Below are 14,521 nucleotides of genomic sequence, written 5' to 3'. Positions count from 1 at the left end.
GTTATGAAATTGACTAGGGTCTATAGGCAAAACATGACCTTTATTCGTTAGTTAATTAATCTCAGTTCATCCGTCAGGTTACGAAAAGCCACTTCATCCCCCGATGCCAGTGCTTTATCAATTTCATCCAAGAGCTTTTCACTTCGATGTTTCTTTAATGCCTCGTCCCACACCATCTCAGCAGCCAGTCCTAACATGACCTCGTAAGTAACTTTCATTTTATCCATAGGATGCACCTCCAACCAATTGTTTTATCCAATTTTCTCCGAAATCAAGGAAGGATGACATTGGAGCTGGATATTTTGCTCCCCCAGGCCGTCATTTGTATAGCCTGACCTTCCTGTTCGGAATCTCCGCACCTTATCATTCCTAAATGCAAGAGCATCTGTAATATACGCTGCGTAAAAACGACTTCCTTGGAATCATAGTAGAACGGATGTACCAAATCCCCTATGCTTTCCAACAGCGATGATACTGTGACCCACCTCTCAGCACACCTGCCAATCCAATAAACGACGGATGCTACATTGGGTATAGCCCCTTTATACTGTCTTAACCAAAAGCGGAATAGCTGTATCATCTCTTCTTCCAGTGCTTTTTCCATCGAGGCTCTGCCCTCTGAAGTCAGTTCAAGCAGTCCATCATGTTCAGTTACATATCGATGATGGTACGCATAGTCGTACAGGAGAGCTAATCGGTCCGGGTATTCTTTATAAGTGCGGCCATATCCAAAGCGCCACCCTCCCTTTCCGAGAAGAGATTCCTGAATGTTCAGAAATTCCATCAGCTGTTGTTGAGTACGCCTGTACATAAAACCTTCCTGGTTCAAAGGAATCTCATATTGATCAATGTACTTTAACATCTGTCTGAGATCCTCGGCCAACAGGTGGTGTTCATCCCGATAAGCAGAAGGTTCATTTATGTTTACCATCGAGTGTAAAAATCTTTCCTGCAATATGCGGAGAAATTTAACCTTTAAATCATTAGGTACTTGATACAAATACCGCGTCTGATGAGTCGAGCCATTAAATAGCCATCCGGACTTGGTGAAATGGACAATGATATCTCTGAAAAATGAGACGGGTTGTCCGCCCTTCGGATCAATGGCTTGTCTGGCAAGCGCAGTCAGCTCTTCCATGCTGAAGCTGGCTCTTGGGTCAAATAACAAAGCATTCAAAAAACAAAGATGTCCGATCGGAAGCTTCTCCACCTGTTCTTCAACGAAGGATTTGCTGCCTAACGTAATTAAGATGCTTTGAATCAATTCATGTTTTGAATTGGTTTTACTTGAGCACTCATAATGGTCCGCAATGCGGTTCAGCTGACCGATATCGGCATATGTGAGAAGATCCGCTAAATTCATTGTTCCATCGCCTCGCCGTTTTACTACCATTATGGGAATTATTACAACATTTATTCCAAATTCGCAAAAAAAAATAACCCGAAATATTATCGGGTTACCGCTTAAAGCTACTTCTCGTGAACAGAATCTGCTGCTAGTAAATGCTTCGTACAATTATATAATAGTGGATTCCAATCCGACTCGGCCTTCTCCAGAATCGTTAGTGACAAATTGCCGATCCGCTCCGAATACTGGTCTTCATACAAAGCCCTGTACAACTGAGCAAGCAGTGCACCATGGGATATCACTAGAATATGCTGATCAGGGTATTGCTCTGCTAAGTCATTCATGAAGGACAAGATTCTCGCCTGCATTGCAGGTTCTTTCTCTTGACCCAGATCCTGCAGGTTCCAATCCACTCCCCACTTCTCTTCACGTTCCAGAGCAGTAAGTCCTTCAGCCTGACCAAAGGATCTTTCTTTAAGACGCTCATCTGGAGGCAGCATAGGTGTATTCAAAATGCCGGAAATAATCTCACCTGTCTCCTGCGCACGTGACAATCCGCTGGTAATGATGTAATCCCACTTGTAAGCTTCCTCAAGAAGTCTGTTAGCCAGCAGTCTTGCTTGCTGCCTTCCTTCCTCGTTCAGCGGAATATCACTTTGACCTTGTATACGACCTAATACATTCCAGTCAGTCAATCCATGACGAATAAGACCTATTCTCATTGCTTGCTCCCTTCTCGAGAAGTGATCGCCCGACCATGATGGATGCGTCGAAGAGAGAATAACGCCACTCCCAAAGCAATTAGAGACAGAATCATCCAATGTTCAGGGTACGCCTTCATTCCAACGACTAATGGTTCCATTATACCGCTTGTTCTAATTTCATCTTGATGCCAAAAAGATAACGATGTAGAGGAACTCGCTACAGCCGTCGGAACAATACCCGATTGCTGCTTGGCAACTTCCCCCATGCCAGAGCCCAGACTTGAAGTCATAAAGACAACACTGCACAGAAACAATGCCAGGCATGCAGATATCCAAATCGATAACCGATGGTTCACTGGCTGTGGCAACAATGGATAGGTTCTCACATCGCTCTTCTGAATATTCGGATTATCCTTATAGATCCGATCCATGACTTTGGTATGCATAGATTGGATCTTCTTCTCGGGTATTGGTTCAGCAGTCATAGGGATCAGCTCATACAATTCAGTCCATTCCTCATACTCTGTCCTGCATGCCTTACATCCCTGAATATGCTGCATAAATTCAAGCCTTATTGGGTGATGTGCAGGCAGATCCCAAATCATTGCCATATGCTCTCGGGCATCGCTGCAATTCATTGATTCTTCATCCCCTCGTATTCCTCGTAAATCGGTTCAAAGAAATAAGACTGCAATTGATTCTTGACACTCATTCGAGCACGAAACAACAAGGATTTAACAGAACTTACCGTCTGTCCTAGAATATTAGATATTTCTTGATAGTCTAGTTGGTCATACTCTCTTAAAATGATTGCAGTACGCTGCTTGTCAGGCAGATTGTTAATTGCTTCGCGCACCTTCACAACACGTTCACTCGTAAGCATCGCCTGTTCAGGGACTGTGTCTGCAGAAGCAATTGGCATAAAGCCGCTCTCTTCAAGTGGAATATTTGCAGTTCGTTGTTTGCGAAGCTCACTAAGAACCGTATTTCTAGCAATAGTATACACCCATGTAGAGAAGGATGCATCAATTTCACGGAAAGAATGCAAGCTCCGGTAGGCTTTGTAAAAAGTTTCAGATACTAGATCTTCAGCTAAATGTTCAAGTCCTGAACTTCTCAACATGTGATATACGAAAGCATACATCTTACGCTCATAGCGCTTCATTAATTCTGAGTATAAATCAATATTCCCCTCTTTAATCTCCTTGATCAGCTCTGAATCATCCATTAGGCCTATACTCCTCCTTGCCTATCCTTAGCCTGCTCCCATGCAAGGCATCTAAGAACAACTTATAAGTATTGGGATCACGCTTTCTATAATTACGTCTAACAATCCGTTATAAAGACAGACCGTATAGAAACGGCAGACAAATTTCGTTGAAAGGAATTTTGAATCTTCATCCAAATTGAAAATTTATAAATAAATGACAAAAATGTAATGGTAGAAAGGAGGTGCAGATTGTACTTGCTGCATATTTCCATCCCATATGTAGTAACACTTTCCTAAACATGACTTTATGACCAAGGAACATTATACCATATAACAGACCATAGTTTCCCAATAAAATAGTTAAATTTTTGTAAACTTCATATACATCGTTACTTTCAGCCTAGGCCAGCCTTTTTCTTCATATCCATACCTTAAACGACTACTAAATTAAAGACGGAATTGAACTGGAAATAGTTGCAGGTAAATTGGAATTTAATTTTTGAATTATGCTTAAATCGCAAAGAAGAAATATATTAAAATGCAAAAAAAAGCCGCTCGTTAGGAGCGACTTTCCCATAATAAAGAAATCAATTATATAGCGGGAGAATTCCTCTGTGATTTAAACGATATAAGTGAGAGGTTCACTGAAGTGATTGACGCATGAAGATAATATTTTACTGCTGGAACAGCTCCTCCTCTTCATAAAAAAAAGAGGCCGTGAACCGAGTTCACGACCCGTTGCCCATTTTCAGAGCAACTCAGTTATTGGATAGGAGTGGAGAGAAACCATACTGTACTTTTATTATATGTATACGTTTTCATTTTGTCAACCATTATTATACATTAATTTATTATCTTGTTCATTTGCTCAGTTAAAGCGATTTTATTAGGTTTGAGAATCATGTTGAAGGCAATATAAAAAGCCAGAAAGCCGCTTGCACGCTTCCTAGCTTCTAACGGTGTAATTCTGGGAGATCAGCAGCTGTGCCGCACGTTCCATGTCCTCTTCCTGCCTGAATGACAGCCTTAAGATCCCCGGCACGTCCTCCCGGCTTTCGATAATTTGCATGTTGCTCAAATTGATGGCCGCTGTTCCAAGCTCTGTTGCAATCCTGCCAATAATTCCTGGCGTATCCGGTACATCAATATAAATATCAAACAATGAGGTAATAACGCCTTTTCTTCGCTCTGGAAGCTGATTACGAAACGCGCCTGCAGACCGAAATGCCTCTTCAATCGCTTCCCCATTTTGATGCTCTATCATATCAGTAAACCGCTGAATCTGCATATTCCAATCTTTGAACAATCGCAGAAGCACTTCCCGATTACTTAATAATATATCTCTCCATACAAGAGGATCACTGGATGCAATCCGGGTTATATCCCTGAAGCCTCCGGCTGCAAGCAGCTGATACAGCGGCTCTGCCTCGTTATACCCGCTGACCTGATTGACCAGAGCTACCGCGATGATATGCGGCAAATGACTGATCGCTCCAACGATATCATCATGATGCTTCGGATCAACTCGAATGACCTGTGCTTTCGTATGGGCAAGCAGCTCCTTCAGTGCATTATACACATGCTCAGGAACCCCTTCCAAAGGAGTTAATACATAATATGCATTCTCAAACAGCAAGGCAGAAGCCGCCTCAACACCCGACCTCTCGGACCCAGCCATGGGGTGGCCACCGATAAAATAAGCATCCTGGAAATCAAGGGATTTTGCAGCCGAGGTAATTGAAGCTTTGGTGCTCCCCACATCCGTAATGACGCAGCCTTTCTTAAGCGGAAGCTTGCTGAGATGTTCAAGATAATAATTTAGCATTCCAACCGGTACACTTAAAAATATATAATCCGCATCCATAGCGGCTTCCTCAATTGACAACGTTACTTCATCCAATACGCCGCTCTGCATGTATCGTTCTTGGAGGGCAGGCTCGTGAGCATATCCTACGACGGTAATTCCGGGTTTTCCTCTGAAACACAAGGCAAGGGACCCACCAATGAGTCCCACCCCGAAAATGGCTATTTTTTGTGTATGATTCTCTGATCCATTCATAAGCAGCCGTTACACTCCAGTTGTTTCAGCCTTCAGCACTTGCTCCAGTGCCTTGATGAAAGCCTCGTTCTGTTCTTTGGCACCGACAGATACTCGGATATAGGTTGGATAGACTTGGAAACCTGGACGAACAATAATCCCTTGTCTAAGCAAAGCATCAAACATCTCTCCGGCCGGTCTGCCTGTATCCACCATAATAAAGTTGCCATGCGTAGCAAAGTAGTGGATTCCAAGACGCTCGAATTCGCCCTGCAAATACGTTACTCCTTCACGGTTTAGATCACGGCATTGTGTAATAAAAGCCTGATCACTCAGAGCTGCGCGGGCCGCGGACTGCCCCAATCGATTCGTATTGAACGGTTCTCTTACCTTATTGATCAGCGAGATAACCTCAGGCTGTGCAACACCGTAGCCAATGCGAAGCGCAGCAAGTCCATATATTTTAGAGAATGTGCGCAGCACCACAAGATTAGCGTATTTAGCGAGAAGAGGAATCGTTTGCGGATATGCTGCATCCGTTACGTACTCATAATATGCTTCATCAAGCACTACCATGATATCCTGTGGCACTCGGTCCAGGAAGGATACGAGCTCAGCTTCCGATACGATCGTTCCCGTTGGATTGTTTGGGTTACATACCCAGATAATCTTCGTCTTTGAGGTGACTTTCTCCAGCATTCCTTCAAGATCATGCTTGCCATCAACCAGCGGAACCTCTATGCTAACTGCGCCTTCAATATCAGCATTGCTCTTATAAACGGAGAATGTTTGGTCGGCCATGATTGTCTCATCCCCGCTCACAAGGAACGCTCTGGTAATGAGGGCAATGACTTCATCCGAGCCTGCTCCGAAGATAATCTGCTCTCTGCCTACGTGAAGATGCTCAGCTAGATCAGCTGTCAGATCTCCGGCACTTCCATCAGGATAAATACTTAAATTCATCAGCTCAGCCTGAATCGCTTCTCTTGCTTTTGGCGAGCTGCCATAAGGGTTCTCATTGGAGGCAAGCTTGATCACTTCGCTTAACCCCAGTTCACGTTTGACTTCTTCAATGGGCTTCCCTGGTTTATAGACGGGTATGTTAACGATCTGTGATTTAGGTTTCATTGTTAAAGCCCCTCCTCTGTATACTTAATAAGAATAGCTGCAGCATTCGCTACAGCTTTAATTGTGCCACAAAATTCCGGATTTGCAAAAGCCCCTCTTGCTTGGTTGCCGGATCTGACAGTAATGGAATGCTTGTCTCAATCTGTCTAACGATCGCGCTCCCTACGACAACCCCGTCACATAGCTTAGAGAACCGCTCCACTTGCTCACGGCTTGAAATGCCAAAGCCAACAGCAACGGGAAGAGAAGTGTACGATTTTACCGTGTCAATAAACTCTTCAACTTCCCGGTGGAACGAGGATCTTTCTCCTGTCACACCGAGCGATGATACGCAGTAGATGAATCCTCTTGCTTTTTTAACAATGTTCTCTATTCTTGTCTTTGATGTCGGAGCCACCAGAGGTATAAGGTGGATATTAGCTTTGTCTGCATAGGCTCTAATTTCTTCCGACTCCTCAATTGGCAGATCAGGTATAATGATTCCACTGATATCGTGAGCTTTCAGTAATTCAAAGAAAGTCTCCAGTCCGGTTTGTAGAACAGGATTATAATAAGTAAACAGTACAAACGGCAGCTTCGCCCCTGCTTCTCTGGCTCTTCTTGCTGCCTCCATGCATGTGCGAATGGTAATATGCTGCTTCAATGCACGCTCAGAAGCCCGCTGGATAACAGGTCCATCTGCAAGAGGATCCGAATATGGAACACCAAGCTCGATGACGTCAGCTCCTGCTGCTTCCAGCTCGAGTATAATTTCAATACTTGTCTCGATGTCGGGATCACCAATCGTAAGAAAAGGAATCAGTGCCGTTTTGTCCTCAGATTTGAGCCTCTCAAACGTAAGATCCATTAGATTCAACTGTATGCTCATGAGAGTTGACCTCCCGTGTATTTCATGATGGATTCAACATCCTTGTCTCCCCGGCCGGATAGACAGATGACCACAATCTGATCCTTCTCCATGGCTGGTGCAATCTTGGCCACCTCTGCCACTGCGTGAGCGGATTCGAGCGCAGGAATAATTCCCTCTGTACGGCTGAGTAATTGAAGTGCATCCAGCGCTTCCTTGTCTGTAATCGGAACATACTGAGCACGCTTGATCTCTTTGAGATAGGAATGCTCGGGTCCGACCCCTGGATAATCCAGCCCGGCTGAAATTGAGTGTGCTTCCTGAACTTGTCCGAATTTATCCTGGAGTAAGAGACTCATTGAACCTTGGAATACGCCATGTGTTCCCTTGCTCATCGTAGCCGCGTGAAATTCCGTATCGACGCCTTTGCCTGCAGCTTCACAGCCAATAAGCTCTACGGAGTCGTCATTTAAAAATGGGTAGAACATGCCGATTGCATTAGAGCCTCCACCGACAGCTGCTACAATCTTATCAGGCAGTCTTCCTTCTGCTTCAATAATCTGTCTTCTCGTTTCGTCTCCGATGACGCGCTGAAAATTACGAACCATCAGCGGATATGGATGGGGTCCGACTGCTGAACCGAGAATATAGAAGGTGTCCTCTACATTACTCACCCAGTACCTAAGAGCTTCATTCCCTGCATCCTTCAGCGTCCGGGTGCCCGATGTGACGGGAACAACTTCAGCTCCCAGCATATTCATCCGAAATACATTTAGCTGCTGACGCTTCGTATCCTCTTCTCCCATGAACACCTTGCATTCCAAGCCCAGCAGTGCTGCAACCGTTGCTGTTGCCACCCCATGCTGTCCTGCCCCTGTTTCAGCGATGACCTTTTTCTTACCCATGCGCTTAGCAAGCAGTCCTTGTCCCAGTGCGTTGTTAATTTTATGAGCACCCGTATGGTTTAGATCCTCACGCTTCAAATATATTTTGGCCCCGCCAAGCTGCTGGGTTAAATGTTCTGCATAATAAAGAGGAGTTTCCCTGCCCGAATACTGCTTCAGCAAATAGTTCAATTCCTCATTAAACTCAGGATCCTCTGAAAAACGCTTATACTCCTGCTCTAATTCGATCAGGGCATTCATTAACGTTTCCGGCACATACCGCCCTCCAAAAGGACCAAAACGACCATATTCATCCGGTAATTGCGTCATGCCTTCTTCACCCTCTCCACAAAAGCTGTCATTTTAACGATGTCTTTATGTCCATCTGTCTCAACGCCGCTTGAAACATCTACTCCGTCCGGAGCATAACGACGCACAAGCCCGGTTACGTTCTCCGCATCAAGTCCGCCGGCTACAAACAGCGGAATTCCCGTACGATCAGCCCACTGCTGATAGGGCAGGCTCTTCTCCCAAGCAAAGGTCTTACCGGATCCCCCGCCATATACTCCATCGTAAGTATCGAGCAGAATGGCATCTACTTTACCTTTATACGGGTTCAGCTGATCATGGGCACTCATGCCTGGAGTCTGATTCTCGTGAATGGAGAAAGCTTTAAACACCTGTACCCCAAGCACTTCTCTGACCTTCTGGCAAAAATCCGGGGATTCCTGTCCGTGCAGCTGAATCACGTCCAGTGGAGCTTGATCGAGTACGTCTGTAAGCTCTTCCCAATCAGGATTAACAAACACCCCTGCTGATCTGGGAGAAGGTATGGCTTCCCATTCATTCAGTACCTTACAGAGCTGCGCTGCATGTTCCGCAGATACTTGGCGTCTTGACTTCGCGAATACAAACCCAATAAAATCAACAGTTAAGTGCTTCATTGATTTTAGCACTTCAACGTCCTGAAGTCCACAAATTTTTAGAAGTGGTTGATCCTTCTGTACCGTCATTTCCTCACCTGTTCCCCTGCACCCATAAGCTCAAGAACAGCCTGACTCACATTATCCTGGCGCATAAACTGCTCGCCGACAAGGATGCCTTTGGCACCTGCCTGCTTCACATATTCCACATCTTCCGGTGTGCGAATGCCGCTCTCACTGATTAAGGTGACATGCTCAGGCACAAGGTCTGCAAGTTCAGCGGTCGTTTCAAGTCGAGTTTCAAATGTACGAAGATTGCGGTTGTTAATCCCGATTAGAGTTGCGCTGCCAATATCCAGAACACGTAGTAACTCTTCCTTATCATGAACTTCTACGAGTGCATCCAGGCCCAAATCCCGTGCATAGCTTATATATTTAGACAGCTGGGCTGAATCCAGTATGCTTGCAATAAGCAGAACCGCATCCGCACCGATGATCCGGGCTTCCGCAATTTGCTTCTCATCAATAATAAAATCTTTGCGCAGCAGCGGAACGTTAACCTGCTGACGGATTGCTGTCAAATATTCGGGCTTCCCTTGAAAGTAATGGATATCTGTCAGCACCGACATACAATCTGCACCTGCGGCCTCATATGCCTGGGCTATGTCGACAGGATCGAAATTACTCCGAATTAATCCTTTTGACGGAGAGGCCTTCTTTACTTCAGCAATCAGCCCCATTCCCCTCGCATGCTCCTTGGACAATGCTCTTTCGAAGCCTCTCGTAGCCGACAGTGCCGCAATCCTTTTTTCTGCCTCGTTCATGTCGAATACACTGGATAATGCTGCGACTTCTTCCTTCTTCGTTGCGACAATTCGATCAAGATACATATTCATACTCTCCCGTCTTCTGTATAAGCTGTGTCAATTTATCGGATGCTTTACCGGAATCAATGGCATTTTTGGCCAAGTGAACCCCTTCTGCGATACTTCCTGCAAGTCCTGCTACATAGATGGAAGCCCCTGCGTTTGCAAGAACGATATCCCGATATCCTCCCTGCTCGCCGGAGAGCACACGTTTAATAATGTCTGCATTCTCAGTAGCTGTTCCTCCAAGGACCTGCTGCAAAGGATATACCTTAAGTCCCAGATCATCAGGGTGAATATCATAGGTTTGAACAGCTCCATCCTTTAATTCCGATATCTTCGTCCGGTCTGAAATACTAATCTCATCAAGTCCATCATAGCTTGCTACGACGAGTGCCCGTTTCAGTCCAAGTCTGCCGAGCGATTCCGCAATGGCTTCTGTTCTGGTTACGTCATATACCCCGAGTACTTGCCGGTCTGCTCCAGCTGGATTGGTAAGCGGCCCAAGCAGATTAAAGATCGTCCTTACCCCCAGTTCCTTACGCGGTGCAGCCGCATACTTCATGGAAGGATGATATACCTGAGCGAATAAAAAACAAATATTGATCGCATCCAGGCAGTCTCTCGCCTGCTCTTGATTCAGATGAATGTTAACTCCTAGTGCTTCGAGTACATCCGCACTCCCTGCTCTTCCGCTTGCAGAACGGTTCCCGTGCTTCGCAACCCGTACGGATAAAGAGGAGGCGATGATGGCGGAAGCCGTTGAAATATTGAATTTGCTGATCCCTGATCCCCCGGTTCCACAGGTATCCAGCAGATTGTTCTGCTCTGTGTGGACTCTCGAACAGGATTCTCGCATTGCTTCAGCAAATCCAGTAATTTCATCAACCGTTTCTCCTTTTAGCCGCAGAGCCGTCAGCAGTCCGCCGATTTGTGCTGCAGTCGCTTCTCCGCTCATAATGTGACCCATGACATTCCTTGCTTCAATCTGCGTTAGATCTTTGCCTTCCATGATGCTCATGAGGCCTTGCTGAACAGCATTTCCTGTGATGATGGTGCTCATCGTGATCTCCTCCTTATCAGTTAGATGTATAAATATAGTCTTGATTCGCGTAGTTCTGTGGCACAGCTGCTTTTGGAAACATTTGTTCAGCATATCGAATTGCCGTTAGAAGTGCCTTCGCTTTGTTTACTGTCTCTTCATATTCCATCTCGGGAACCGAATCCCAGACGATGCCAGCCCCTGCCTGAACATAGGCCTTGCCTTCCTTGAATATAATCGTGCGAATCGTGATACAGGAGTCCATATTCCCGCTGAAGCCTAAGTATCCGATCGCTCCAGCATAGGCACCACGTGCTTCACGCTCCAGCTCTGCAATGATCTGCATGGCTCTCAGCTTCGGTGCACCGGATACAGTACCTGCCGGTAGACAGGATAGAAAAGCATCAAAGAAATCCTTATCCTCCCTTATCGTACCGGATACATTCGTCACCATATGCATGACGTGCGAGTATTTCTCAATCTCCATAAATGAATCGCATTTTACGGTTCCAAACTGACTGACCTTTCCGATATCATTACGGCCGAGATCAACGAGCATCAGGTGCTCTGCACATTCCTTCTCGTCCTGAAGCAGGTCTTGAGCTAGACGCTCATCTTCCGCAGCTGTTGCTCCTCTCGGTCTCGTGCCAGCGATTGGCCTAGTTTGAACCCTTCCGCCGTCGACCTTGACAAGCGCTTCTGGCGAGGTGCCCACGATTACTTCTTCTCCAAGCTTTAAATAATACATATACGGTGATGGATTCAGTGTTCTAAGCACCCGGTATACCTGAAGCGGAGATACCTCGGTCTCAATATGAAAGCGCTGGGACAGCACTACTTGAAAAATATCCCCTGCACGGATATATTCCTTAGCCTGTTCAACATTGGAAATAAACTGATCTTTTGTCAGATTTGACTTCACATCACCAAGTTCCACCCCATTTGGCATAGAATGACGATTGGCATTTTCCTTCGGTCCTTCATCCGCTAATATCCTTGCGAGCTTCTCCAGCTTCTGATCCACTAGCTGATAATTACGCAGAATATCCTCATCCCGATCCCCTGGTGCTACATGAACGTTGCCTATTAACAGCAGCTGCTGCTTCACATGGTCAAATACAATGACCTGGTCGCAGAACATAAACTGAATATCATCCATCTGAAGATCATCAACCGCATGCTTCGGCAGCTTCTCGTAATACTGCAGCAGGTCATATCCGAAAAAACCGATCGCTCCGCCCGTAAACGGCGGCAATCCGTCCACCATAGGACTTCGGTACTGCCTGAGCAGCGCCTTTAGCTCTTCTATCGGCTTGCCTTCCATTTGTTGTCTTCGTCCATCGTGCTCTACAGTAATAACTCCGTTCTTACCGGAGATCGTAATGAATGGATCGGTGCCGATAAATGAATATCTCGCCCAATTGCTCCCGCCTTCCACACTCTCTAGCAAAAATGCGTATTCCTGCTCTGCGAACCGGCTGAATAATCGGATGGGTGTCTCCATATCAGCAAGAATTCGCTTAACGACAGGAATCAGATTATATTCCCTGGCTTGTCTAAGTACCTCTTGTGCTTCTATATTCAACATCCTTAAAACACTCCCTTGAGCTTAAGATGGGCGAAAGATGAAGTTCAAGAAGTATGCGTGTATGCAAAAAAACCTCTACGAGACTGTAGAGGTTCATTAACGAATATATGAGTATGTAAGCATAAGAAACCCAAAGAAAATATACTTACCCTATAGTGATTACGCCAATAACATCAGTAGCAGAATCTATTATTAATAATCCTGTACTTACAGCTAATCAGGGTATCTATATTCTTATTCTTCCTGTTTCTCAACTCTTCAAAGGCCTTGCCTTATGCTTAAAGGCCAAGGACTTCTCCCATTTCATCAGCCATGCTACCGTCATGCCTTATGCACTGCCGGCCACAGCCTTCTGATAATGGCTAAGCTCTGCTCTACTCATCAAACGTCTAAACTCTTCTCATCTCTGCTACAGTTCACTATACATAGTTTAACTCGTTTTGGCAAGGTTCTATTTACCCTTTAGCTTTCAGCGGAAGCAGCCAAATCTGGACGCAGTGCCTTCGCACCGTTTAAATAAACATGCTGAATTTCCTTCTGTGATTTCGCTGTATTCACATGGATCATAAAGCGAATGCACTTCTCCAGTGCCCCTTTGACAGGAACCTCCAGGGAGCACATTAAGGGCACAAGCTCCCATCCATCCAGCTCACGGATCGCTTTGGCTGGAAATGCAGCATCAAGATCTTGCGTAAGTGTAATCCATACACTGCAGATTGCTTCCGGCTCAAGCTGATTACGTTCTACGATCTCTTCAAGCAGCTTCGAAGTTTCCTTCATGATTTCAACTTCCGTGTTGCTCGTTACCGTCGTTGCCCCACGTATACCTCTTGTGTACATCATACGTTTACGCCTCTTTCCTTCAGCCCATCTATAACATCCCTGACGTCCTGTACCCGAACATCATTCGCAACGACAACTTCACCGATCTTGGTCGGGATGATAAAGACCATTAGGCCTTCTCTAAATTTTTTGTCATGCATCATGGCAGCCAGAATATCATCTGTACTGATGTCTGCCGGAAGTGAAGTCGGCAGATTCAATGCTTCAAGCATGCGCTTGGTCGTAGTGTATAGCGCCGGATCAGCTCCTCTTAATACTCCGAGCTGTGCGGCACCAACCATCCCGATCGAGATCGCCTCACCATGAAGAAATTTGCCATAACCTGCGATCGCTTCAATCGCATGACCAATTGTGTGACCCAAGTTAAGCGTTGCCCGAATCCCATTTTCTCTTTCGTCCTGGGATACGATATCTGCCTTGATCGAACAGCCGCGCAGCAACCCATACACAAGTGAGTCCTTATCTAAGGAGAGCAGCTTATTCGCATGCTCTTCACACCAGTAGGCAAAATCCTCGTCTTGAATCAGTCCGTGCTTCAGCATTTCTGCAAGACCTGCCGAAACTTCCCGTGGAGGCAGCGTCTTCAGCGTATCCACATCATACAGAACAAACTCAGGTTGGTGGAATGCACCGATAATATTTTTGGCAAGCGGATGGTTGACCGCTACCTTACCCCCTACACTGCTGTCATGAGCAAGGATTGTTGTCGGAATCTGCACAAATCGAACCCCACGCATATATGTAGCGGCTACGAAGCCAGCCAGATCACCGACGACTCCTCCGCCAAGGGCTAGAATAGCCGAGCTTCGATCAAGACCTCCTTCGATCGCAAGGGTCATCATTTCCGTGTAAACGGAGAGAGACTTGGACGTCTCTCCGCTCTGAACCACGGCGGATACAACCTTGTAGCCTTCTTGCTCTAAGGAATCCTTCACAATCTGCAAATAATACGGTGCTATTTGATCATCCGTAATAACCATGATCGGACTCTTGCTGCTTACTCCGTGCTGAGCCAGTTGGCTGCCTGTCTTAGCAAGCAGCCCGCTTCCAATATAAATAGGGTATGAACGCTCGCCCAGGTCAACATTCAGCGTCTTCAT

General features: G+C 45.8%; 15 protein-coding genes. All 15 read right to left on the bottom strand.

The genetic code is table 11. The features are described 5' to 3' along the window. Nucleotides 1-47: 47 nt before the first annotated feature. The gene (locus BLW49_RS07845; RefSeq protein ID WP_047911150.1) at nucleotides 48-227 is read right to left on the bottom strand and encodes an IDEAL domain-containing protein; all 180 of its coding nucleotides are present in this window, start codon (nucleotides 225-227) and stop codon (nucleotides 48-50) included. Nucleotides 228-271: 44 nt separating this feature from the next. Next, nucleotides 272-1,363, bottom strand: a complete 1,092-nt coding sequence (locus BLW49_RS07840) for a hypothetical protein (RefSeq protein WP_090723978.1) — start codon at nucleotides 1,361-1,363, stop codon at nucleotides 272-274. Between the two features lie 107 nt (nucleotides 1,364-1,470). Further along, nucleotides 1,471-2,070 carry a histidine phosphatase family protein gene (locus BLW49_RS07835; protein ID WP_090723976.1) on the bottom strand — a complete coding sequence of 200 codons (600 nt, stop codon included), beginning with the start codon at nucleotides 2,068-2,070 and terminating at the stop codon, nucleotides 1,471-1,473. Further along, a complete protein-coding gene (locus BLW49_RS07830) occupies nucleotides 2,067-2,690 on the bottom strand; it encodes an anti-sigma factor family protein (protein ID WP_076312878.1) in 624 nt (207 codons plus the stop codon). The genes BLW49_RS07835 and BLW49_RS07830 overlap by 4 nt, the downstream gene beginning before the upstream one ends. Further along, complete coding sequence (locus BLW49_RS07825) at nucleotides 2,687-3,280, bottom strand: RNA polymerase sigma factor (RefSeq protein ID WP_076312879.1); 594 nt, start codon at nucleotides 3,278-3,280, stop codon at nucleotides 2,687-2,689. Before BLW49_RS07825 ends, BLW49_RS07830 begins: the two co-directional genes overlap by 4 nt. A gap of 928 nt (nucleotides 3,281-4,208) precedes the next feature. Beyond that, nucleotides 4,209-5,321 (bottom strand): prephenate dehydrogenase, encoded by a 1,113-nt coding sequence (locus tag BLW49_RS07820; RefSeq protein ID WP_090723975.1) that lies wholly within the window; start codon nucleotides 5,319-5,321, stop codon nucleotides 4,209-4,211. 9 nt (nucleotides 5,322-5,330) lie between these two features. Next, complete coding sequence (hisC, locus tag BLW49_RS07815; protein ID WP_076312881.1) at nucleotides 5,331-6,428, bottom strand: histidinol-phosphate transaminase; 1,098 nt, start codon at nucleotides 6,426-6,428, stop codon at nucleotides 5,331-5,333. Nucleotides 6,429-6,477: 49 nt separating this feature from the next. Next, nucleotides 6,478-7,284, bottom strand: coding sequence for a tryptophan synthase subunit alpha (gene trpA / locus BLW49_RS07810; protein WP_076313517.1), 807 nt, complete (start codon nucleotides 7,282-7,284; stop codon nucleotides 6,478-6,480). An 8-nt stretch (nucleotides 7,285-7,292) separates the two neighbouring features. Beyond that, nucleotides 7,293-8,489: a tryptophan synthase subunit beta gene (trpB, locus tag BLW49_RS07805; protein ID WP_090723973.1), complete on the bottom strand. Its 1,197-nt coding sequence runs from the start codon at nucleotides 8,487-8,489 to the stop codon at nucleotides 7,293-7,295. Then, complete coding sequence (locus BLW49_RS07800) at nucleotides 8,486-9,172, bottom strand: phosphoribosylanthranilate isomerase (protein ID WP_076312883.1); 687 nt, start codon at nucleotides 9,170-9,172, stop codon at nucleotides 8,486-8,488. The genes trpB and BLW49_RS07800 overlap by 4 nt, the downstream gene beginning before the upstream one ends. Then, complete coding sequence (gene trpC, locus BLW49_RS07795; RefSeq protein ID WP_076312884.1) at nucleotides 9,169-9,972, bottom strand: indole-3-glycerol phosphate synthase TrpC; 804 nt, start codon at nucleotides 9,970-9,972, stop codon at nucleotides 9,169-9,171. The genes BLW49_RS07800 and trpC overlap by 4 nt, the downstream gene beginning before the upstream one ends. Next, nucleotides 9,962-11,011 (bottom strand): anthranilate phosphoribosyltransferase, encoded by a 1,050-nt coding sequence (gene trpD, locus BLW49_RS07790; protein ID WP_076312885.1) that lies wholly within the window; start codon nucleotides 11,009-11,011, stop codon nucleotides 9,962-9,964. Before trpD ends, trpC begins: the two co-directional genes overlap by 11 nt. A gap of 16 nt (nucleotides 11,012-11,027) precedes the next feature. Then, nucleotides 11,028-12,578, bottom strand: a complete 1,551-nt coding sequence (gene trpE / locus BLW49_RS07785; protein WP_090723972.1) for an anthranilate synthase component I — start codon at nucleotides 12,576-12,578, stop codon at nucleotides 11,028-11,030. A gap of 462 nt (nucleotides 12,579-13,040) precedes the next feature. Then, nucleotides 13,041-13,418, bottom strand: coding sequence for a chorismate mutase (aroH, locus tag BLW49_RS07780; RefSeq protein ID WP_090724514.1), 378 nt, complete (start codon nucleotides 13,416-13,418; stop codon nucleotides 13,041-13,043). After that, nucleotides 13,418-14,521: a 3-dehydroquinate synthase gene (aroB, locus tag BLW49_RS07775; protein WP_090723970.1), complete on the bottom strand. Its 1,104-nt coding sequence runs from the start codon at nucleotides 14,519-14,521 to the stop codon at nucleotides 13,418-13,420. The genes aroH and aroB overlap by 1 nt, the downstream gene beginning before the upstream one ends.

The sequence above is a fragment of the Paenibacillus sp. PDC88 genome (assembly GCF_900106725.1).
GTDB lineage: Bacteria > Bacillota > Bacilli > Paenibacillales > Paenibacillaceae > Paenibacillus > Paenibacillus shunpengii.
This window is presented reverse-complemented; position numbering and strand designations above follow the sequence as displayed.

Bases quoted from the DNA above. Each gene is read 5' to 3' on its own strand.
- BLW49_RS07845 (WP_047911150.1), bottom strand. From the start codon at position 227: ATGGATAAAATGAAAGTTACTTACGAGGTCATGTTAGGACTGGCTGCT.
- BLW49_RS07840 (WP_090723978.1), bottom strand. From the start codon at position 1,363: ATGAATTTAGCGGATCTTCTCACATATGCCGATATCGGTCAGCTGAAC.
- BLW49_RS07835 (WP_090723976.1), bottom strand. From the start codon at position 2,070: ATGAGAATAGGTCTTATTCGTCATGGATTGACTGACTGGAATGTATTA.
- BLW49_RS07830 (WP_076312878.1), bottom strand. From the start codon at position 2,690: ATGAATTGCAGCGATGCCCGAGAGCATATGGCAATGATTTGGGATCTG.
- BLW49_RS07825 (WP_076312879.1), bottom strand. From the start codon at position 3,280: ATGGATGATTCAGAGCTGATCAAGGAGATTAAAGAGGGGAATATTGAT.
- BLW49_RS07820 (WP_090723975.1), bottom strand. From the start codon at position 5,321: ATGAATGGATCAGAGAATCATACACAAAAAATAGCCATTTTCGGGGTG.
- hisC (WP_076312881.1), bottom strand. From the start codon at position 6,428: ATGAAACCTAAATCACAGATCGTTAACATACCCGTCTATAAACCAGGG.
- trpB (WP_090723973.1), bottom strand. From the start codon at position 8,489: ATGACGCAATTACCGGATGAATATGGTCGTTTTGGTCCTTTTGGAGGG.
- BLW49_RS07800 (WP_076312883.1), bottom strand. From the start codon at position 9,172: ATGACGGTACAGAAGGATCAACCACTTCTAAAAATTTGTGGACTTCAG.
- trpC (WP_076312884.1), bottom strand. From the start codon at position 9,972: ATGTATCTTGATCGAATTGTCGCAACGAAGAAGGAAGAAGTCGCAGCA.
- trpD (WP_076312885.1), bottom strand. From the start codon at position 11,011: ATGAGCACCATCATCACAGGAAATGCTGTTCAGCAAGGCCTCATGAGC.
- trpE (WP_090723972.1), bottom strand. From the start codon at position 12,578: ATGTTGAATATAGAAGCACAAGAGGTACTTAGACAAGCCAGGGAATAT.
- aroH (WP_090724514.1), bottom strand. From the start codon at position 13,418: ATGTACACAAGAGGTATACGTGGGGCAACGACGGTAACGAGCAACACG.
- aroB (WP_090723970.1), bottom strand. From the start codon at position 14,521: ATGAAGACGCTGAATGTTGACCTGGGCGAGCGTTCATACCCTATTTAT.